The sequence below is a fragment of the Micromonospora sp. NPDC049060 genome, from assembly GCF_040649055.1.
GTDB classification, from domain to species: domain Bacteria; phylum Actinomycetota; class Actinomycetes; order Mycobacteriales; family Micromonosporaceae; genus Micromonospora; species Micromonospora reichwaldensis.
In genome coordinates this window covers 41,585-60,658 of record NZ_JBEZEV010000035.1, presented here as the reverse complement: position 1 = coordinate 60,658, position 19,074 = coordinate 41,585, and the positions used below count along the sequence as shown (strand labels likewise).

General features: G+C 75.9%; 22 protein-coding genes and 1 pseudogene. 16 read left to right on the top strand and 7 right to left on the bottom strand.

Annotation, left to right across the window (positions count from 1 at the left end):
* The first annotated feature begins 222 nt into the window (after window positions 1-222).
* From AB0B83_RS15420 to AB0B83_RS15345, 16 genes and pseudogenes are all read left to right on the top strand, one after another.
* Window positions 223-735 (top strand): DUF3263 domain-containing protein, encoded by a 513-nt coding sequence (locus AB0B83_RS15420; RefSeq protein WP_357578743.1) that lies wholly within the window; start codon window positions 223-225, stop codon window positions 733-735.
* Between the two features lie 280 nt (window positions 736-1,015).
* Window positions 1,016-1,783 (top strand): hypothetical protein, encoded by a 768-nt coding sequence (locus AB0B83_RS15415; RefSeq protein WP_357578742.1) that lies wholly within the window; start codon window positions 1,016-1,018, stop codon window positions 1,781-1,783.
* Window positions 1,780-2,172: a phage holin family protein gene (locus AB0B83_RS15410; protein WP_357578741.1), complete on the top strand. Its 393-nt coding sequence runs from the start codon at window positions 1,780-1,782 to the stop codon at window positions 2,170-2,172. The genes AB0B83_RS15415 and AB0B83_RS15410 overlap by 4 nt, the downstream gene beginning before the upstream one ends.
* A gap of 22 nt (window positions 2,173-2,194) precedes the next feature.
* The gene (locus AB0B83_RS15405; protein ID WP_357578740.1) at window positions 2,195-2,956 is read left to right on the top strand and encodes a DUF3618 domain-containing protein; all 762 of its coding nucleotides are present in this window, start codon (window positions 2,195-2,197) and stop codon (window positions 2,954-2,956) included.
* Complete coding sequence (locus tag AB0B83_RS15400; protein ID WP_357578739.1) at window positions 2,925-3,824, top strand: hypothetical protein; 900 nt, start codon at window positions 2,925-2,927, stop codon at window positions 3,822-3,824. Before AB0B83_RS15405 ends, AB0B83_RS15400 begins: the two co-directional genes overlap by 32 nt.
* Before the next feature lie 174 nt (window positions 3,825-3,998).
* Entirely contained in the window at window positions 3,999-4,508 is a 510-nt protein-coding gene (locus tag AB0B83_RS15395) for a GNAT family N-acetyltransferase (protein ID WP_357578738.1), read from the top strand.
* A gap of 274 nt (window positions 4,509-4,782) precedes the next feature.
* The gene (locus AB0B83_RS15390; RefSeq protein ID WP_357578737.1) at window positions 4,783-5,280 is read left to right on the top strand and encodes a hypothetical protein; all 498 of its coding nucleotides are present in this window, start codon (window positions 4,783-4,785) and stop codon (window positions 5,278-5,280) included.
* Between the two features lie 2 nt (window positions 5,281-5,282).
* The gene (locus AB0B83_RS15385) at window positions 5,283-6,578 is read left to right on the top strand and encodes an SRPBCC family protein (protein WP_357578736.1); all 1,296 of its coding nucleotides are present in this window, start codon (window positions 5,283-5,285) and stop codon (window positions 6,576-6,578) included.
* Between the two features lie 35 nt (window positions 6,579-6,613).
* Window positions 6,614-6,790 (top strand): annotated as a pseudogene (gene gvpJ / locus AB0B83_RS15380) (gas vesicle protein GvpJ); the annotation flags it as partial.
* Between the two features lie 224 nt (window positions 6,791-7,014).
* Window positions 7,015-7,770: a GvpL/GvpF family gas vesicle protein gene (locus AB0B83_RS15375; RefSeq protein WP_357578735.1), complete on the top strand. Its 756-nt coding sequence runs from the start codon at window positions 7,015-7,017 to the stop codon at window positions 7,768-7,770.
* Between the two features lie 3 nt (window positions 7,771-7,773).
* Window positions 7,774-8,205 (top strand): gas vesicle protein GvpG, encoded by a 432-nt coding sequence (locus AB0B83_RS15370; protein ID WP_357578734.1) that lies wholly within the window; start codon window positions 7,774-7,776, stop codon window positions 8,203-8,205.
* Window positions 8,165-8,515, top strand: coding sequence for a gas vesicle protein (locus AB0B83_RS15365; protein ID WP_357578733.1), 351 nt, complete (start codon window positions 8,165-8,167; stop codon window positions 8,513-8,515). The genes AB0B83_RS15370 and AB0B83_RS15365 overlap by 41 nt, the downstream gene beginning before the upstream one ends.
* A 1-nt stretch (window position 8,516) precedes the next feature.
* The gene (locus tag AB0B83_RS15360) at window positions 8,517-8,885 is read left to right on the top strand and encodes a gas vesicle protein (RefSeq protein WP_357578732.1); all 369 of its coding nucleotides are present in this window, start codon (window positions 8,517-8,519) and stop codon (window positions 8,883-8,885) included.
* The gene (locus AB0B83_RS15355) at window positions 8,869-9,708 is read left to right on the top strand and encodes a GvpL/GvpF family gas vesicle protein (RefSeq protein ID WP_357578731.1); all 840 of its coding nucleotides are present in this window, start codon (window positions 8,869-8,871) and stop codon (window positions 9,706-9,708) included. Before AB0B83_RS15360 ends, AB0B83_RS15355 begins: the two co-directional genes overlap by 17 nt.
* 19 nt (window positions 9,709-9,727) lie before the next feature.
* Window positions 9,728-9,982: a gas vesicle protein gene (locus AB0B83_RS15350; RefSeq protein ID WP_357578730.1), complete on the top strand. Its 255-nt coding sequence runs from the start codon at window positions 9,728-9,730 to the stop codon at window positions 9,980-9,982.
* Window positions 9,983-10,044: 62 nt separating this feature from the next.
* On the top strand, window positions 10,045-10,446 hold the full coding sequence (locus AB0B83_RS15345; RefSeq protein WP_357578729.1) for a gas vesicle protein K: 402 nt from the start codon (window positions 10,045-10,047) through the stop codon (window positions 10,444-10,446).
* A gap of 65 nt (window positions 10,447-10,511) precedes the next feature.
* Here the strand turns inward: AB0B83_RS15345 and AB0B83_RS15340 are convergent, their stop codons facing one another.
* The 7 genes from AB0B83_RS15340 to AB0B83_RS15310 are packed head-to-tail and all read right to left on the bottom strand — an operon-like array spanning window position 10,512 to window position 18,850.
* Window positions 10,512-12,815 (bottom strand): AAA family ATPase, encoded by a 2,304-nt coding sequence (locus tag AB0B83_RS15340; protein ID WP_357578728.1) that lies wholly within the window; start codon window positions 12,813-12,815, stop codon window positions 10,512-10,514.
* A 22-nt stretch (window positions 12,816-12,837) separates the two neighbouring features.
* Window positions 12,838-13,386: a hypothetical protein gene (locus tag AB0B83_RS15335; protein WP_357578727.1), complete on the bottom strand. Its 549-nt coding sequence runs from the start codon at window positions 13,384-13,386 to the stop codon at window positions 12,838-12,840.
* Window positions 13,387-13,432: 46 nt separating this feature from the next.
* On the bottom strand, window positions 13,433-14,170 hold the full coding sequence (locus AB0B83_RS15330) for an ATP/GTP-binding protein (RefSeq protein ID WP_357578726.1): 738 nt from the start codon (window positions 14,168-14,170) through the stop codon (window positions 13,433-13,435).
* Window positions 14,148-14,621, bottom strand: a complete 474-nt coding sequence (locus AB0B83_RS15325; RefSeq protein WP_311411741.1) for a DUF742 domain-containing protein — start codon at window positions 14,619-14,621, stop codon at window positions 14,148-14,150. The genes AB0B83_RS15330 and AB0B83_RS15325 overlap by 23 nt, the downstream gene beginning before the upstream one ends.
* Window positions 14,618-15,088, bottom strand: coding sequence for a roadblock/LC7 domain-containing protein (locus AB0B83_RS15320; RefSeq protein WP_088998136.1), 471 nt, complete (start codon window positions 15,086-15,088; stop codon window positions 14,618-14,620). The genes AB0B83_RS15325 and AB0B83_RS15320 overlap by 4 nt, the downstream gene beginning before the upstream one ends.
* The gene (locus AB0B83_RS15315) at window positions 15,085-17,679 is read right to left on the bottom strand and encodes a nitrate- and nitrite sensing domain-containing protein (RefSeq protein ID WP_357578725.1); all 2,595 of its coding nucleotides are present in this window, start codon (window positions 17,677-17,679) and stop codon (window positions 15,085-15,087) included. The genes AB0B83_RS15320 and AB0B83_RS15315 overlap by 4 nt, the downstream gene beginning before the upstream one ends.
* Window positions 17,666-18,850, bottom strand: coding sequence for a hypothetical protein (locus tag AB0B83_RS15310; RefSeq protein WP_357578724.1), 1,185 nt, complete (start codon window positions 18,848-18,850; stop codon window positions 17,666-17,668). Before AB0B83_RS15310 ends, AB0B83_RS15315 begins: the two co-directional genes overlap by 14 nt.
* Window positions 18,851-19,074 lie beyond the last annotated feature (224 nt).

The window sequence follows — 19,074 nt, the reverse complement described above, 5'->3', positions numbered from 1 at the left end:
GTTTTTGGGGTTCACCGGGGGGGGGCCCGGGGGGCGTGGGCCCGGGGGGAACCACCCGGGCCCGGGGGGGGGGCCCGGGGGGGCCCCCCCCGCCCCCGGCCCCACCGCCCAAGCCTGGCCGGCACTGTCGTCCGATGCGAACCGGGTCTGCCCTGGTTAGGCTGGGAGTCCCCCACCGGTCGGCGTCGTGGTGTGCCGCCCGCCAGCCCCACGAGGAGCGCCATGCAGCCCGCCGACGCCGCCCCGGCCGCCACCGAGCCGCCCGTGCCGGGCCGGCCCGGCGAGGCCGGCGCGACCGTCGGGGCGGAGGCCACCGGGGAGGCGCGGGACACCGGCAGCGTCGTTCCCCAGCCGCGTACCGGTCCGGGCGCCGCGACGCCGACGGTCCCGCAGCCCCGCTCGGCGCCGGAGCCGGACGCCGCCGGGGCGGCGCCCAGCGAGGCCGGCGCCCCGCCGAGCGGGGCCGGCACCGACGCCGACGCTCCGGCGGACGCCCGGCCCGAGAGTGGCCTCACCGAGCGTGAGCGCGGCATCCTCGCCTTCGAACAGCAGTGGTGGCGGCACGCCGGCGCCAAGGAACAGGCCATCCGGGACACCTTCGCCCTCTCGGCCACCCGCTACTACCAGTTGCTCAACGGGCTGCTCGACAACCCGGCAGCCCTCGCCGCCGAGCCGGTGCTGATCGGGCGGCTGCGCCGGCTGCGGTCCTCCCGGGCCCGCAACCGCCGCCGCTGACCGCTGTCGTACCCCGCGACCGGTCCCGGCACCGCCGACCCCGTTCCGACAGGCCGGTCCGGTGCCGTCCGGCTTGCCGTGGTCGACGTGCCCGGCGGTGGCCACCACGAACGAGCCTCGTGGCGGCGCGCCCAGGCGGACCGCCGCTCCTACCCCCGACGCCGGTGCGGAATGTCGGCGATCCGCGCGGGTACGCGGGTGTCGTTCCGGGCCGCATCTCGCGGCCGGTTCACGTTCCGGGCCGTGACCTGCGGCCCGGGGCCGACGGAGGGAGCGGGCGATGACGCAGATCAACCCGAGCCGGCCACCGGACGGTGCGACCGGCACCGCACAGCAGACCCGGCAGGAGGCGTCCCGGGTCGGGCACCAGGCGGCCCAGGCCGGCGGACAGCTCGCGCACACCGCCGCGGAGAAGGGCGCACACGCTGCGCACGCCGCCGCGGAGAAGGGCGGACACGTCGCGCACGCCGCCGCCGAACAGGGCGGACACGTGGCGTCGGAGGCCGGGCGGCAGGCGCGCCACCTGACCGGCGAGGCCGGCACGCAGTTGCGCGACCAGGCCCGGGCGCAGCAGCACCGGGCCGCCGACGGGCTGCGCGGCATCGGGCGCGAACTCAGCTCGATGGCGGAGCGGAGCGAGGACTCCGGGATGGCCGCCCAGGCGGTCCGCCGGGCCGCCGACGCCGCCCAGCAGGCGGCGGGCTGGCTCGACGAGCGCGAACCCGGGGCGATGCTCCACGACGTGCGGTCGTACGCGCGCCGGCACCCGGGCACCTTCCTGGCCGGCGCGGCCCTGGCCGGCATGCTGGTCGGGCGGCTCACCCGGAACCTGACCGCGTCGGGCGACGGGGCGCGGGCCGAGGGCCAGCCGTCGATGCCGCCGACCGGGCCGGGTACCGCGCCCACCGCGGCCGGGCCGCAGCCGTACGAGCGGACGGCCGAGGCGCCGTACATGCCCGAGGGGGCGTACACCGGGACGGCCCGGGTGCGCAACGCCTCGCCGTCGGGCCGGCAGGGGCCGGACATCCCGGGCGGGGTGGCGCCGTGAGTGCCCCCGAGAAGGAGCGGACGCAGTCGGTCGGCGACCTGCTGGGCGACGTGACCCGGGACTTCTCCGTGCTGGTCCGCAAGGAGGTCGAACTGGCCAAGGCGGAGCTGCGCGAGGAGGCGGGTCAGGTCGGCAGGCTCGCCGGCATGTTCGGCGGGGCCTCGCTGGCCGGTTTCCTGACGGTGCTGTTCGTGTCGTACGCGCTGTGGTGGGGGCTGTCCAACGTGATGGACCAGAGCTGGGCGGCGCTGATCGTGGCCGTCATCTGGGGTGTCGTCACGGGTGTCCTGCTCTCCAGGGCGCGCAGGGAGAAGGAGCAGCTCCGCTCGGTGCTGCCCCGGACGAGGCAGACCGCACAGGAGATTCCGAAGGCGGCGCGCGGCCGGTGAACCAGCCGGGAGGGAGCAGATCATGTCCAACGATCCGGACCGGATCCGGTGGGAGATCGAGAACACCCGGAACGAACTGAGCAGCGACGTCGACGCGCTGGCCGACAAGGTCAACCCGCGGCGGATCGCCGGTGAGCGCGTCGGGCAGGCCCGTGGCGCGTTCACCCGGGCCAGGGAGAAGGTGATGGGCGTGCAGTCTGACGGGCAGGGCACCGCACAGCGGATGTCGCAGGCGACAGGTCAGCGGATGTCGCACGCGGCCGATTCGGCGCGGGAGTTCGGCGGGCAGTCCCGGGAACGGGTGTCGCACGCGGCCGATTCGGCGCGGGCGTTCGGGGAGCAGTCCCGGGAGCAGATGTCGCACATGGCCGGGTCGGTGCGGGAGGAGGCCCGCTCGCTCGGGCAGCAGTCCCGCCAGCAGGCGCAGGGCAACCCCCTGGCGGCCGGCCTGATCGCCTTCGGCGCCGGTCTGCTGGTCTCGTCGCTGATCCCGCCCAGCCGCCCCGAACGGCACTGGGCCGGGCAGGCCAAGGACATGGTCGGCGAGCATTCCGACCAGCTGCGGGCGCAGGCCAGACACCTGCGGGAGCAGGCCGGCGAGGTGGGCCGCGAGATGGGCCACGAGGTCAGCCACAACATGCGCGGACCGGCGCAGGAAGCGGCCCGGGCGGTCGGTTCGACGGCCGCCAGTGGCGCGTCCGCCGTCCGGGATCAGGGCCGGTCGGCCGCCCACCAGATGCAGGGGCAGGCGCATGAGACCGCCGACGACCTCCGTCGCCGCTGAGGCGACCCGGGTGGTCGGGGCGGCGCGGACGATGCGGGTACGCTCCGCGTCCGCGCCGCCCCCCGGCCGGGCGGTCAACGAGGACCTGGTCTTCCGGTTCGGGCCGCTGGTCGGCGTACTGGACGGCGCCAGCGTGCCGGAGGGCTTCGACACGGGCTGCGCGCACGGCACCGCCTGGTACGTCCGGCACCTCGCGGCCCGGCTCGGGCTGGCGGAGGCGGTCCGCCCGACGGCGACCCTGATGAGCAACCTGGCGGCGGCGATCCTCGCGGTCCGGGCCGACCACGGCGACGGGTGCGACCTCGACCATCCGGGCACCCCGTCGAGCACGGTCTGCCTGCTGCGCGACGGGGGCGACCACCTCGACTACCTCGTGCTCTGCGACAGCACGCTGGTGCTCGACGCCGGCGGTCGGGTCAGCGTGGTCACCGACGACCGACTGGACACCGCCACGGCGGAGCTGCGTGCCATGGTCGCGGCCCTGCCGGCCGGCGGCGCCGACCGGGTGACCCGGATGCGGCAGGCGGTCGGCATGCAGCGGGCGCGGATGAACCGCACCCACGGTTACTGGGTGGCGGCCGCCGACCCGGACGCGGCGTTCCACGCGGTGACCGGGACCCTGCCGCTGCGGGGGCCGGGTGCGGTACGCCGGGCGGCACTGCTCAGCGACGGCGTGTCGGCCCTGGTGGAGCAGTTCGGCGTCCTCGACTGGGCGGGGCTGCTGGACGTGGCGACCGCCGAGGATCCCGCCGCGCTGATCGACCGGGTACGCGTCGCCGAGCGCGACCATCCGGACCGGTTGCGCCGGCACAAGCCGGCCGACGACGCCTCCGTGGTGCTCTGCGAGTTCGACGCCGAGGCACCCTGACCGGCCCCGGGGGCGGGGCGGTTCCGCCGCCCGTCACCTGGGCCGGACGGGCGGTCGACAGCGGAGCGTGAGGCGGAACACGATGCGGGCCGACCGGCCGGTACCTTCCGCCGGACCGCCAGTCGAGGCCCGATGGGGTGGACTTGGGCCGGTGGGGCCGGCAGACTGCGGCACGTGGCGGGAACGGTGCGGCTGGAGCCGGTGGACGAGCAGAACCTGGAACCATTGCTCTCCGTAGCGGCTGCGGAAGCGGAGCCCGGCGACGTGATGCCGCCGGTGGAGGCCCCTGCGGGCTGGTCGTGCGCCCGGCGGGAGGCGTTCCGGGAGTTCCACCGGGCGAGCTTCGGCGGTCTGGACGGCCCGACCGGCACCTGCATGTACGCGATCCTGGCCGGCGGCGAGGTGGTCGGCATGATCCGGATGGCCCGCCGCGACGAGCCGGGCACGGTCGAGACCGGGATGTGGCTGGGCCGCTCCGCCCGGGGCCAGGGAATCGGCGCGGCCGCCCTGCGCGAACTGTTGAACGAGGCGGCGGCGGCCGGAATGCGCCTGGTGGTCGCGGAGACCACCGTCGACAACCACGGTGCCGTTTCCGTGCTGAAGAAGTGTGGCGCCAAATTGCGCGAAAGTGGCGGTGCGGTGCACGCCGAGATATGCCTCGATTCGACGCTGCCGGCCATGTGACGACCGTTCTGCATTTATTTCCTTTCTGACGTTCTTCCTGCTCAGCGCTGCCTCCCTGTCGGCTTTGCGCGGTTTGTGGGGCGCGCCCTCCGGCCCGGGTGGATGGTTCCGACAAAGCGCGGGAGTGTTTCGCCGATAGGCCAACGGGTACTGCCCGTCGGGTCCGATTAAACGGGACACCTGATGTGCGGTCCGGCGCGTGCTGATCCCCGGCGGCCATTCTTTCGACCATTGCCGTCAGGTGTCCGGCGCTCCGGGGAGCGAAGGAGAACTGATGAAGAGCGGAGCACGAATCGGGCTCGCGGTCGGCTTCGGCTACCTGCTGGGCCGGCGGCGCAAGCTGCGTACCGCCCTCACCCTGGCCGCCGCGGTCGCGGCCGGCCGGGCCAGTCGGGAGCCCGGCGGACTGCTGAAGGCGGGCGGAAACCTGCTTCAGTCGTCTCCCCACCTGAGCAACCTCGGCCGCCTGGGCGGCCCGCTCGCCGCCGCCTCCAAGGCGGCCGCGACCGCCGCCGCCGGCAGCGGCATCGATGCCATCAGCGGCAAGCTGCGCGGCTCGGCCGACGCGCTGCGCCGCAAGGGCGGGGCCGGCGACGGCGACCGGCCGGACCGGGACACCGACGCCGAGCAGCAGGGGCGCGACGACGCCGAGCAGCAGGGGCGCGAGGACGACGGCGGGCAGCGGGACCGCGACGACGACGGCGGGCAGGACCGCGACGACGACGGCGAGCAGCGGAACCGCGACGCCGGCGACCAGCGGCGGGGGCGGTGACCATGCCGGACACGAAGAACCCCGGCGGACTCGGGGACAAGGTCCGGGGCCAACTCGCCGGCGAGGCGCGCAACCTGGCCAGCGCCATCGGCGAACGCGCGATGCGGGTGGTGACGGAGCGGATCACGGGCGCGACCGGCCGGCTCAGCGACTACGCGAAGCAGGGCGGGGGTCCCGGCCTGATCGCCGCTGCCACCGGCGCGCAGAAGCTCGCGGAGGGCGGTTCACCGGTGAAGGCGATGGTCCATGCCGGACTGGCCGGCGGTAAGGAGAAGGTCATGTCGGCGCTCGGCAAGGGTGGCAAGGGCGGCGGCAAGAAGGTCAAGGTCACCAACATCGTCGAGGCGATCGAGGTCGGCGTGCCGGTCCGGGTCGCGTACGACCAGTGGACCCAGTTCGGCGACTTCCCGAGCTTCATGAAGAAGGTCGAGAACGTCGACACCGAGTCGGACGAGAAGCTGACCTGGAAGGCGCAGGTCTTCTGGTCGCACCGCACCTGGGAGTCCACAATCGTCCGGCAGATCCCGGACAAGCTGATCCACTGGCGCTCGAAGGGCGAGAAGGGCTCCGTCGACGGCACCGTCAGTTTCCACGAGCTGTCGCCCGACCTGACCCGGATCCTGGTGGTGCTGGAGTACCACCCGCAGGGCCTCTTCGAGCACACCGGCAACCTGTGGCGGGCCCAGGGCCGCCGCGCCCGGCTGGAGCTGAAGCACTTCGTCCGGCACGTGATGACCCACACGGTCCTCGACCCGGACTCGGTGCAGGGCTGGCGCGGCGAGATCGAGGACTCGCAGGTGGTCCGCGACCACGAGACCGCGCTGCGCGAGGAGCAGGAGGAGCGCGAGCAGCAGGAGCGCGAGGAGCAGGAGCGCCAGGGGCAGGAGGAGGGCGAGGAGCGACAGCAGCGCGAGCAGCGCGGCCGGCGCGAGCCCGAGCCCGAGCCCGAGGAGGAGGAGGCCGAGGAGGAGCCGCGCGAGAGGCGCAGGACCGCCGAGCGTGGCCGCCGCCAACCGCCCCAGCGCCGTCGCCCGGCCGAGGACGAGGAGTACGAGGACGAGTACGACGAGGGCGACTACGACGAGTACGAGGAGGAGGAGCCGGAGGAGGAACAGCCCCCGCCGCGCCGCCGTGCCCCTGAGCGGGCCCGCCGCCCGCAGCCCCGTGAGGAGCCGCGTTCCCGTGAGGAGCCGCGTTCCCGTGAGGAGCCGCGTTCCCGTGAGGAGCCCCGGGCCCGCCGCTCCCCGGAAGCACCCCGGCGCCCGGTGGTCCGCCGTCGACGGGAGGAGCGGGAGTGACAATCGCGACGAGTGAGGCTCAGGGCGGCGGCGCCCTGCAACGCGGCGGAGGGGGCTCCGGCCTGGCCGATGTCGTGGAGACCGTGCTGGACAAGGGCGTGGTGATCGACGCCCAGGTCTCGATCGCGGTGGTCGGCATCCAGCTGGTCGAGATCAACGCCCGGATCGTCATCGCCAGCGTGGAGACCTACCTGCGCTTCGCCGAGGCGGTCGACCGGTTCGACATCACCCCGAAGGGCCAGAAGGGGCTGCCCGACCTGGTCGAGGGGGCCTCGGGGGCGGTCGGCGCCGGCAAGGCGGTCTCGGGCATCGGCAAGACGGTCGGCGCGATCAAGGACGCCGTCGGCGAGCTGGGCCCGGACGACCAGGATCGGGACCGGGACCGGGACCGGGATCGCGACCGGCCCCGGCGGCGACGGGACGAGGAGCGGTGAGCATGGCCGAGGAGACCGGACTGTTCATCTACGGCATCGTGCCCTCCGACGTGGAGCCGACCCCGGACGCCGCCGGGGTCGGCGACCCGCCCGGAGAGGTGACGGCGGTGCGGCACGAGGACCTGGCCGCGCTGGTCAGCGATGTGAGCCTGACCGAGCCGCTCGGCCGGCCGGCGGACCTGACCGCGTACCAGGAACTGGTGGACGGCACGGCGGCGGTGGCGCCGGTGCTGCCGGTGCGCTTCGGCACGGTCGTCACCGGGCCCGACGCGGTCGCCGACCTGCTGGACGCGCACCACGACCGGTTCGCCGCCGCCCTCGACGAGTTCGAGGGCCGGATCCAGTACACGGTGCACGGGCGCTACGACGAGGCGAACCTCATCGCGGCGGTGCTGGCGGACAACCCGGGCGCCGCCGACCTGGCGGACCAGGTGCGTGGGCAGCCGGAGGCGGCCACCCGGACGCAGCGGATCCGGCTCGGCGAGATCATCAGCCAGGCGGTGGAGCTGCGCCGGGAGGCGGAGAACCGGCAACTGGTCGACACGCTCGGTCCCCTCGTCGTGGCGAGCGCGCCCCGGCCGCCGAGCAACGAGCTGGACGCGTCGAACGCCGCCTTCCTGGTCGAACAGGACCGGGAGGACGAGTTCGTCTCGGCGGTCGAGGAGTACGCCGAGCAGCGCCGGGAGCTGATCCGGATGCGGCTGCTCGGCCCGCTCGCGCCGTACGACTTCGTCAGCGCCCACCAGTTGATGGGGTGACCGGTGGACATCCTGTGGACGCTGCTGACCCTGCCGTACGCGCCGGTGCGGGGGCTGACGGCGGTGGTGAAGGTGATCGCCCGGGAGGCGGAGTCGCGGCAGCGCAACCCCGTCGACGTCCGGCGCGAGCTGGAGGCGCTGGACGCGGCGGCGGCGGCGGGCGAGATCAGCGCCGGGGAACGGGACCGGGGGCAGCAGCAGGTGCTGGAGCGGCTGACCGGCGGCGTCCAGCGGCCGGCGCCCGCCCAGGGCCGGGCCCCGGCCCGGAACGGCCCCGGGTCCCGTCGGCAGAACGGCGGGACCCGGCACCAGTCCGGCGCGGACCGGGCGCGGCAGGTCGGCACCGAACGCTCGCGGCGGGTGTCGCGCGGCGGCGGCGAGGGAGGTGAGCGCGATGGGGGGTCTGATCCGCGGCGACGGCGGTCGGGCGCGTAGGAGCGAGCCCGTCGACGACGACCGGTACGACGACGAGGAGGAGTACCTCGAACCCATCACGGCCGCCGAGGCGGCGCGCGAGGGGATGCGGCAGATCGTCGAGTTGACCGGCCGGGATCCGGTGGGGACCACCTCGCTGAAGTCGTCGCGGGACGGCTGGCTGATCGGGGTGGAGGTGATCGAGGACCGGCGTATCCCCAGCTCCACCGACCTGCTCGGCCTCTACGAGGTGGAGCTGGACCTGGAGGGCGGCCTGCTCGGCTACCGACGGGTGCGGCGCTACCAGCGCGGGAAGGGCGAGGTGGGTTGAGGTGAGCGTGCAGCCGCCCCCGGTGGTGCAGAACTCCGGCCAGGTCCTGCCCGCCGGGCACGAGCCGGCCAATCTCGGCGACATCCTGGAACGCGTGCTCGACCGGGGCATCGTGATCGCCGGCGACATCCGGGTCAGCCTGCTCGACATCGAGCTGCTGACGCTCAAGCTGCGACTGGTCATCGCCTCTGTCGACACGGCCCGGCAGATCGGCATCGACTGGTGGGAGCACGACCCGTGGCTCAGCTCCCGGGCGAGGCCGCCGGTGGAGCCCGGCCCACGGGACCCGGAGCAGGTGGAGGCGGAACGCCGCCCCCGGGTCGCCCGGACGGCCGCCCGCAGGGAGGAGTGGGATGAGTTCGACGGCTGACCTCGCGCCCGCCACCGGGCCGGCGAGCTCCGGCCTCGGGGTGTGGCTGCACGGCGTGGCGCGGGAGGTCGATCCCGCACTGCTCGCCGCGACTGCCGGGATGGACGGGGCTCCGGTGCGCGCGGTGCGGGCCGCGGGCCTGGTCGCCGTCGTCAGCGCCGCGCCGCTGTCCGAGTACGGCGAGGAGGCGCTGCGCCGGAACCTGGAGGACCTGGCCTGGCTGGAGCGGGCGGCCCGGACGCACCACGCGGTGGTCGCGGCCCTGTCCCGCCACGGTGCCGTGGTGCCCGCCCGGCTGGCCACCGTCCACCACGACGACGCCCGGGTGGCGGCGCAGCTCACCGCCCGGCGGGTCGAGCTGACCACCGTCCTGGACCGGCTCGCCGGCCACGACGAGTGGGGCGTGAAGGGGTACGTCGTGCCGGGCGCGACGCCCCGCGCGGCGGAGCCCGCCGGGTCGGGCGGCGCCGGGGCGGCGTACCTGCGGCGGCGCCGGGCCCAGCTCACCGCCCGCGAGGAGGGGCAGCGGATCGCCGCCGACGCCGCCTCCGCCGTGCACGAGGCACTGGCCGGACACGCGGTGGCCGTCCGGCGGCACCCCCCGCAGGACCGCCGGCTCTCCGGCGCGCCCACCGCCATGGTGCTGAACGGGGCGTACCTGGTCGGCCAGGGGTCGGTCGCCGGATTCCGCCAGCTGGTCGGCGCGCTCGCCGGGCGGCACCCGGAGATCCGGCTGGAGCTGACCGGCCCGTGGCCGCCGTACTCCTTCGCCGAGGAGCGGCCCGCCGAGCCGGCGCTCACCGTACGGGAGCCGGCGTGCTGACGGCCCGGGGGCGGGCGTGGTGACCACGTCGCTCGCCCCCAGCAGCGCCGACGACCCGCTGGCCTACCGGCCGGTGGCCCTGGTCGACCTGCTCGACCGGGTCCTCGCCACCGGGGTGGTGATCAGCGGCGACATCACGATCGCCATCGCCGACATCGACCTGGTCCGGATCTCCCTGCGTGCGCTGGTCGCCTCCGTCGGTGCGCTCGCCCCGCCGGAACTGCGGGATGCCGCCCCGAGCGCCGCCGCCGGGTCGCCGGGGACGTGGCCGTGACCGCCCCGGACGGCCGCCCGGACGGCGCGACCGGCAGGGGTCGCGGGGGCGGCGGAGTGGGCGTGGGCAGACCGGGCGGCGGGGGCACCCGTCGGGACGAGGCGGGCGGCGGCGGCCGGCGGGACGAGGCGGCCGAGCTCGCCGCCGCGCTCGGCGACACCCGGTGGCAGCCGCCCCGGGTGACGCCGCTGGACCGTCGGCTCGCCGTCGACCGGGACGGCGTCGAGCGGGGGCTGGCCAGCCTCGTGCTCACCGTGATCGAGCTGCTGCGGCAGCTCATGGAGCGACAGGCGCTGCGCCGGGTCGACCTCGGCGACCTCACCGAGGAGCAGGTCGAACGGATCGGCACCACGCTGATGGCCCTGGAGGAGCAGATGGCGGGGCTGCGCGAGTACTTCGGCCTCACGCCCGAGGACCTCAATCTCGACCTCGGGCCCCTCGGCCCCCTCCTGCCCACCGACTGACGAGCCGCCCACGACGTCGACCCGACAGCGCCCGTCACCCCCGACCGCGCCGGGGGCACGGGCGCTCAGCCGGCCCGCTTTTCGGCGTACGCGGCGAGCCAGGCGACCTGGGCCGGGTCCAGGGACGGGCGGACCCGGGCGCGGGCCGCCGCCACGTGCGCGGCCGTGACCGTGGACGCCGTCAGCGACTCCCGCATGGCGGCCAGGGCCGCCTCGCGCACCAGCGCGGCACAGTCCGCCGCCGAGAAGCCGTCCAGCTCCCCGCCCAGCTCCACGAGGTCCACCTCGGGTGCCAGCGGCACGTTCCGGGCCGAGGCGCGCAGGATCTCCGCCCGCGCCGGCCCGTCCGGCGGCGGCACGTAGACCAGCCGTTCCAGCCGTCCCGGGCGCAGCAGCGCCGGGTCCACCAGGTCGGGGCGGTTCGTCGCGCCGACCACCACCACGTTGCGCAGCGTCTCCACGCCGTCCAGCTCGGTCAGCAGCGCGGCCACCACCCGGTCGGTGGTGCCGCCGTCGCTGGCCTGGCCGCGTACGGGGGCGAGCGCGTCCACCTCATCCAGGAAGATCAGGGTTGGCGCGGCCTCCCGGGCCCGGCGGAACAGCTCGCGGACCGCGCGCTCGCTCTCACCGACCCACTTCGACAGCAGTTCCGCGCCCTTCACCGAGAGCACGTTCGCCCGCCCCGAGCCGGCCAGCGCCGTGACCAGGTAGGTCTTGCCGCAGCCCGGTGGGCCGTAGAGGAGCACCCCGCGCGGCGGCTGCACGCCGAGCCGGGCGAAGGTGTCCGGGTAGGTCAGCGGCCAGAGCACCGACTCGGTCAGCGTCTCCTTGACCTCCGTCAGGTCGCCCACGTCGTCAAGCGTCACCGAGGCCAGCTCCAGGGTGGAGGCGGCCATGGTGGTGGGGCGGACCACCTCCAGCGCGGCGGTGAAGTCGGCCATCGCCACCGTCGGCGTCTCGGCCGACTTCTGGCGCAGCGCCGCGCGCACCCCGGCCTCGCGCAGCAGCGCGGCCAGGTCGGCGGCGACGAAGCCGGGGGTGCGCCCGGCGACCTCGTCGAGCCGCACGTCGTCGGCGAGCGGGACCTGCCGGGTCAGCACCGTCAACTGCTCCCGGCGCAGGGCCGCGTCCGGCAGCGGCACGCTGATCCGCAGCGAGAGCAGGTCCGGGGCACGCAGCGCGGGGTCGACGGCCTCGGGCCGGCCGGTGGTGCAGACGACCGCCGCCCCCGCCCGTACGGTCTCGGCGACCACCTGCCGGAACACGGTCGCCACCGGCCCCGGCCCGTCCGCCGGGGCGAGCGCCTCCACGTCGGTGACCAGCAGCACCCCGGGGCCGTCCGCGCGCGCCTCGGCGGCGGCGGCGCGCAGCCGGTCGGCGGCAGCCTGGTTGGTCAGCGCGGCCACCTCGGGAGCCCAGAGCGGGCTGACCCGGGCCCCGACCCGGGCGGCCACGGCCCGTACGAGCGCCGCCTTGCCGGAGCCGGCCGGCCCGGCGATCAGCACGCCCAGCGAGACGGTCGTGCCCAGCCGGCCCAGCACCTCCCGGTGGTGGAAGCCGAGGTCGAGCAGCTCGGTCAGCTCCTCGGCCTGCGACCGCAGCCCGGGCAGCTCGTCCACCGCGGGCGGCGCTTCGTCGACGCTCCCGGCGGTGCGTCCCGTGGCGTCCACGGCGCCCGGGAGGCGTACGCCACCCGTGGCAGCCGCCCGGCCCGCTGCGGTCCCGTTCGGGGTCGGGCCCGCGTCGAGGCGTCGCCCCTGCGGGGCGGGTCCGGTGCCGGCGGAGCCGTGGGTCGCCTGGCCGTGCTCCCAGCCGACGACGGTGTCCATGGTGACCAGCGAGCCGGTGTCGGGCTCGGCGGCGGCCACGGCGAGCAGGGTGCTGGTCCAGGCGTACCCGACGCTGTTGGAGAGGCTGCGGCGGGCGGCCTCCACGAGGCTGCGCACCGAGGCGTCGGGCAGCACGTCCTGCGGCAGCAGCGACACGTCGTCCCCGGTCGTCACCACCTTGCCGAGCAGGGCCAGCCGGAGCATCTCGGGCGAGACCACGGCGGCGATCTGCGCCGGACCGGCGAGAAGCACCCGACGGGCCGGCGTGACCGGCAGGCGGCTCACCGTCACCTGGGCGCCGTCGCGGATGCCGAGGTTGCCCAGCATGAGGTCGTCGGCGTAGAGCAGCGCGGTGCTGGCGGTCGGCTCGGCCGGCGCGACGATGCCGGCGGTCACCCGCCGGCCCGCCAGCCGCACCGGGTCGCCGGGGCGCAGCGCCAGCGCGGTGAGCACCTCCGGGTGCAGCCGGACGACGCCCCGTCGGGCGTCGAGGGCCGCCGGCCGCAGGCTCGCGGTCAGGGTCAGGTCGGGTTCCGCCACCGCCCGACCCTAGCCGCCGTGGTCACGCCCTGCCCGCTCCCGGGGCGTTCCGTGCTCCGCGAGGAGCGTCACCGTCCCCGAGCAGGGAGGGGTCGCGGCGGATCAGCTCGGCCAGCCGCGCCGCCGGGTCGGGGGTCAGCCCCTCCTGGGCCGGCGTCCAGGCCGGCACCGTCTTGACCGACATCGGCCACGCCGGCGGCGGCGCGGGGGCCTCCACGTCGACCGTCACGCCCGCGTCGGTCCAGGCGACCCGCAGCGGGTACGCCTGCCCGTCGTGCTCGACCCGGATGCTGACCGCCGTGCCGGGGTGGCCGGCCACCACGCGACGGACCGCCTCGGCGACCTCCACCACGGGGTCGCGGTGCTCCGCGCCCCGCCGCGCGTCGGTCCAGCCGGGCCCGGCGTTGCGCCCCTCGCCCCGGACGTCGGCGCGCCCCGGCTCGGATCCGCCCCGCGCCTCCGGCGCCCCGACGGCCTCCCCGCCCGCCGGCTCCGTCTCGGCGGCCCGCCGCCGCAACGCCTCCTCGCGGCGCGCCATCCGGGCCAGTGTCTCGTCCAGTCCACCTCTCATCACGAACCACCCCTTCTCGTGAAACGGGTCGAACCGCCGCAGCGGCTCAGGACCTTCCCTCCCGGGTGGCCCGCTCCAGTGCGCGGTCGAGGACGACCAGCAGGGCGTCCCGCACCGAGAGCCGGTCCCGGGCGTCGAACTGCACCAGGGGCACGTGGTCGCCGACGGCCAGCGCCCACCGGATCGCGTCGAGGTCGTGCGCCAGCCGCCCGTCGAAGGCGTTCACGCCGACCACGAAGGGCAGGCCGGCCCGCTCGAAGAAGTCGATCGCCGGGTAGCAGTCGTCGAGCCGGGCGCTGTCCACCACGACGAGCGCGCCGAGCGCCCCCCGGGCCAGGTCGTCCCACATGAAACCGAACCGGGCCTGCCCCGGCGTGCCGAACAGGTACAGCTTCAGGCTGCGGTCGATGGTGACGCAGCCGAAGTCCATCGCCACCGTGGTGGTGGTCTTCGCGGAGCGTACGCCGGGGTCGTCGACGCCGATCCCGGCGGTGGTCATCTCCGCCTCGGTGGTCAGCGGGGCGATCTCGGAGATCGCGCCGACCGTGGTGGTCTTGCCCACCCCGAAGCCGCCGGCGATGAGGATCTTGACCGGGATCGGCGGTGCGGCGGCCGGCGCGGGCCGGGGCACCGCGGCCACCCCGGTCGCCGGCGTCCGGTGCGGCGGCGGAGCGGACGCGGCGGGTTGCGGCCCCGTCGGGGAGCCGTACCGGGTGGCGGCGCTGTTGGCGGCGATCCCGCCCAGCGGGGCGACCGGCCATTCAGGAGATCGCACGGAGTCCATCAATCACTCGCAGGATGATGTCGGGGTCGAGGGCGTCGGCGCCGTCGTGCACGTCGAGGTGGCCCGCGGCGCGGAGGTCGCCGACCAGCACCCGGGTCACGCCGAAGTGCAACCGGGTCCGGGCGGATATCTCGGCGACCGAGATCGGCTCGTCGCAGAGCGAGACGATCGCCTGCAACTCGGGTGCCAGCCAGGTCAGCGACGCCGGCCGGTCGGTCGCCGGCCGGGCGGTCACCTGCGTCTCCAGCCCGATCGCCGGGTCGGCGCCGGCCACCCGCCCGGCGGTGAGCACGAACGGGCGCGGACCGGCGGGCCCGTCCTCGGTCGCCGGCGCGGCCGTGGTCGCCGGCAGGCCGGGCCGGGCGTCGTGCGGGGACGACGCGCGCAGGTAGGGCCGGATCCGGACCGTGGGTTCCGGGTCCGGTCCCTCGCCGGCGACCTCGGGGGTCATTGCTGGGCGGCGTTCTTCAGTTCGGCGATCAGTCTCGGGGTGAGGGCGCCACCGGCCCGCCCGGCGAAGAGCGTCATCTCGTAGGCGACGGTGCCGAGGTTCGCCGAGCGGTCGGCGACCACCCCGAGCACGGAGCCGCTGCTGATGGCACTGATCAGCAGGTAGCCCTCGGCCATGTCCACGACCACCCGGTTGAGCCCGCCGAGGGCGTACCAGCTCGCGGCGCCGCCGGCGAGGCTCGTCATGCCGGAGACCACGGCGGCGAGCCGTTCCGCGTTGGAGCGGTCCTTGATCGCCGACATGGCCATCAGCAGCCCGTCCGACGAGACGGCGATCGCCTCCAGCACGCCGGCCGTACTGGAGGTGAAGGAGTCCAGCAGCCAGTTGAAGGTGCGCGCCTCCGGGCTCAGGTCCCCGGCGCCCGGGTTCTGGTGGTCGACGTTGTCGTGCAGGAAGGGGCTGGTCACCGTGATGTTCCCTCTTCGTAGCGGTGGTCTTGGCTGACTTCGCGCAGGGCGCGGGCGACGCCCGCCTCGAACTCGGTGAGGAGGTCGCGGACCTCGTCCGGGTTCTCCGGCGGGCTGTCGGGCTGACGGGCCGGGGTGGCGGTCAGGTTGGCCCCGGGCACCCGCCGGGTCAGCCCGGCCGGCGCGGTGCCGTCCGGGGTGCCCCGGCCCAGCTCGGCCCGGCGTACGCCCGACTCGACGGCCTCGACGAGGGCGCGGGCGGCGGCCGGGTCCGCGTCGGTGACCGGCACCGGCCCGCTCGCCGGCGGGGCGGCCGACGGGGCCGGCGGCCCGGCCGGGCGCAGGGTGGCGCCGGGTACCCGCTGCCGGATGCCCGGCGGGGCGGCTGCCGGTGCCCGTGGCCCGGTGCCGGCCGGCGCCCGCAGTTCGACGCCGGTCGGCTCCCCACTGAACCTGAACGCGTCCCAGGAGGCGCCGGACTCCAAGCTGCGGGTGGCGCGGCTCAGCAGCGCCGCGTCGAAGCCGGACGGCACCGCCTCCGCCGCCGCGCCGACCTCCGACGGCACCGCCTCCGCCGCCGCGCCGACCTCCGACGGCGCCGCGCCGACCGTCGCGCGGGGTTCGGAGCGCGCCGTGCCGACCGCTGCGGGAGGCCGGGCGGCCTCCGGCTCGTCGGGCGAGCGCCGGTCGCGGACGGGTACGGCGGCCCGGGCCACGGTCACGCCGGCCCGCTCGGCGCGGTGCACGACCAGCGACGTCTCCGGGACGTCCAGGTGCGCGGTCACCCCGCCACCGGCGGTCGGCGTCAGCCGCACCTGCCAGCCGTGCCGGCGGGCCAGGCGGCCCACCACGAAGAGCCCCAGCACCTCGGTCGGCGCGAGGTCCAGCCGCTCCCGCCGGGTGAGCCGGGCGTTCTCCTCCGCCAGCCGCTCCGGGGCCATGCCGATGCCCCGGTCCACCACGGTCAGCCGGGCGCCGGAGCCGGTCGGCTCGCCGCCCACGGTGACCCGGGTGTGCGGCGGGGAGAAGACCGTCGCGTTCTCCATCAGCTCGGCCAGCGCCAGGACGAGGTCGCCGACGGTGCCGGGTGCCACCGACACGCCGGGCGGGACCTGCACGTCGACCCGGGTGTAGTCCTCGATCTCGCCGAGCGCCAGCCGGACCACGTCCGCGAGCGGCACCGGCGCCACGTGGGGGTCGGCGCCGGCCGATCCGGAGAGCACCACCAGGCTGCCGGCGTTGCGGCGCAGGCGGCTGGAGATGTGGTCGAGCCGGTACAGGTGCTCCAGCCGGCCGGGGTCGGTCTCCTGCCGCTCCAGCCGGTCGATCAGCGCGATCTGCCGGCCCACGAGGTTCTGCGTACGGCGGCCGACGTGGCCGAACATCTGGGCCACGTTGCGTCGGCCGGCGACCTGCCGTTCCACGAGCCGGGCGGCGGTGCTCTGCACCCGGTCGAACGCGCGGGCCAGGTCGCCGATCTCGTCGCGGGCCCGTACGTCGACCGGGTCGAGGCGTACCGGCGCGGCACCCTCGGTCTCGTCGTCGGCGACCCGGGTCAGCTCCGCCTCGGCGACCCGGGCCACCCGGTCGGCGGAGCGGGTGAGCCGGGTCAGCGGCCGGGCCACCGTCCGGGCGACGGCCGCACTGAGCAGCACCACCACGGCGAGGATCAGGGTGACGATCCCCGCCACCAGGTACGCCTCGGTCAGCGCCCGGCGTTGCTGCCCGCTCACCTCGGCGATGACGTCGGCGACGAGCTTCTTCTCGATGAACTGCCCGAAGGTGATCATCGAGCGGACCGACGGGAAGAGCGCGTCCAGCGGGATGTCCCTGGTCGCGCCGGCCGGGTCCAGTGCGCTCCTGGTGAGGAAGTCCGCGCTGGTCCGGGCGGCCACGGCCGCGTCGTTCAGGGTCACCAGCTTCAACTGCTCCGGCGTGATCAGGCTGCGGAACCCCTGGTTGTCCGCCCGCAGCCCCGCCATGCAGGCGACGTACGAGGCGCTCACCCGGGGCGAGCCGGTGGCCTTGACGAGCACGATGAGGGTGGCGCAGGCGCCCATCGCCTCGTCGACGCGGAGCAACCCGTCCAGGGCCAGCACCTGCCGCCCGGCCGCCGTGTCGGTGTCCACCCCGAACGGCAGCCGCAGCGCGTCGATCAGTCCCGTGCTGACCGGCCCGTACGCAGCCATGATCTGGTCCGGGGTGGCGGTGCCGGCGAGCACCGCGGCACGCACGTCCGTCAGCCCGCGTACGCCGTGCAGGGCCTCGGTCACCTCCGGCGGCAGCAGGCCTGCCGGGGTGGCCCGCAGGTCGGCGACCCGGTCGTCCACGCCAGCGGTCCGCTGCATCAGCTCGCTCCGGGTGACCCGGCCGAGCAGCAGCCCGACCGAGAGGACGCGCTCCTGTTGCAGGTCCTGCACGAGGCTGCCGATCCGGCTGGCGATGCGGACCCGGTCGGCGATGTCGCCGGCCCGTTGCGCGGCGGCCACGCGGTCGAGCACCGCCGGCACGGCGAGCGCCACCATGCTGAGCAGCGGGATGACCACGAGCAGCGCGAGCTTGCCCCGGATGCGGAGCCTAGCGAGCAGCATCGGAGGGCCCCCACTGCGCGCCGCCGCGTTCGCGGGCCGATCCCGCCGGCTGGAGCTGACGCGGTTCGGCACCCCGGCCGGCGGCCAGCTGCCACGGCGTGTCCTCCGGCGGGGCGTCGGCGCCGTACCGCTCGCGTCGGGCCTGTGCCGCGCGCCCCGGGGCCCGCCGGGCGGCGGTGAGCCACACCGCGCCCAGTGCCGCCCACAGCAGGACGGCCAGCGCCCCGGCCCCCACTGTCAGCCAGCGGTCCCGGTCCAGGTCGCGGGAGCGTCCGGCGAGGAGCGCGTCGAGTTCGTCCAGGATGACGGGCTGGAGCTGCTCGGCGGCGGCCTGCGCGTTCAGCCGGGCGCCGGCGATCCGCGCCTGGTCGGTCTCCGCGTCGCGACCGGCCGGTGCCGAGTGGGCCGCCAACGTCTCGACGGCCCGCTGGTAGGTGTCGAGCGGGTTCAGCACGCTCGGGCCGAGGTCGGCGCTCTCCGAGCTGTCCACGGCGGCCCGGAGGTCGGCGACCAGGTCACCGGCCGGGGTGAGCACGCCCACCCGGAGGGTGGCGATCTCGACGGCGGTGCGGTTGCGCTCGGCGGCGGGCCGGCGGTCGGCGAGCACGGCCAGGTCGGCCAGCCGGCCGGCCGCCACGACCGCCTCGGGCAGGTCCCGGCTCGCGTGCTGGAGGAAGAAGGAGTCGGGCCGGGGGTCGCGGACGAGCCCGGACGTCTCCCGGACCTTGCCGTGCAGCGCCAGCAGCAGGTCGGTGGCCTCGCCGTACGCGGTGAAGGCCGCCTCCGGGTCGGCGGGGCCGCGGGCGCCCAGCGCCTCGATCCTGGCCCGCAGGCCCGCCCAGCGTTCCTTGGTGCGCAACTCGTCGCCGATCCGCGCGTCCACGGAGGCGGCGGCCTCGACCGCGCGGGTCAGCGCCTCGCTGGTGACGGGCCGGGCGGCGACGGCGGCGGACTGGGCCTCGACCAGGGCGTGGGTGACCGGGGCGAGGGCGCGCAGGTACTCCACGCCCAGCCGTTCCCGGCCGGCCAGGTCCCGGTCGTCGGCCGTGAGTCGCCAGGTCTGGACGAACAGCAGGGTCATCGGCGCGAGCAGGGCGACGAGGAGCAGCAGCGGCAGTACGCGGCCCACCGCGGTGGGCCGCCGGCGGGCCGGCGGTGCGGGGACGGTCATGTCTGTCTCCTCCGGCGGGAGCACGGGATCGGTGGGGGTGTCGGGGGTCGGCGGCGAAGTCCCGTGCACCGGACCGGAAAACTAACCGACCAGCGGGGGCCGTTCCGGCCGCCGGACGGTCAGCTTTGCGTCACGGAGCCCGAAGTAACCGCAGGGTCACTCGCCGGGCACCGTCCGTGCCGGGCCAGAGAGTGACAAGGATGGATCGGAGTGGATTTCCGACG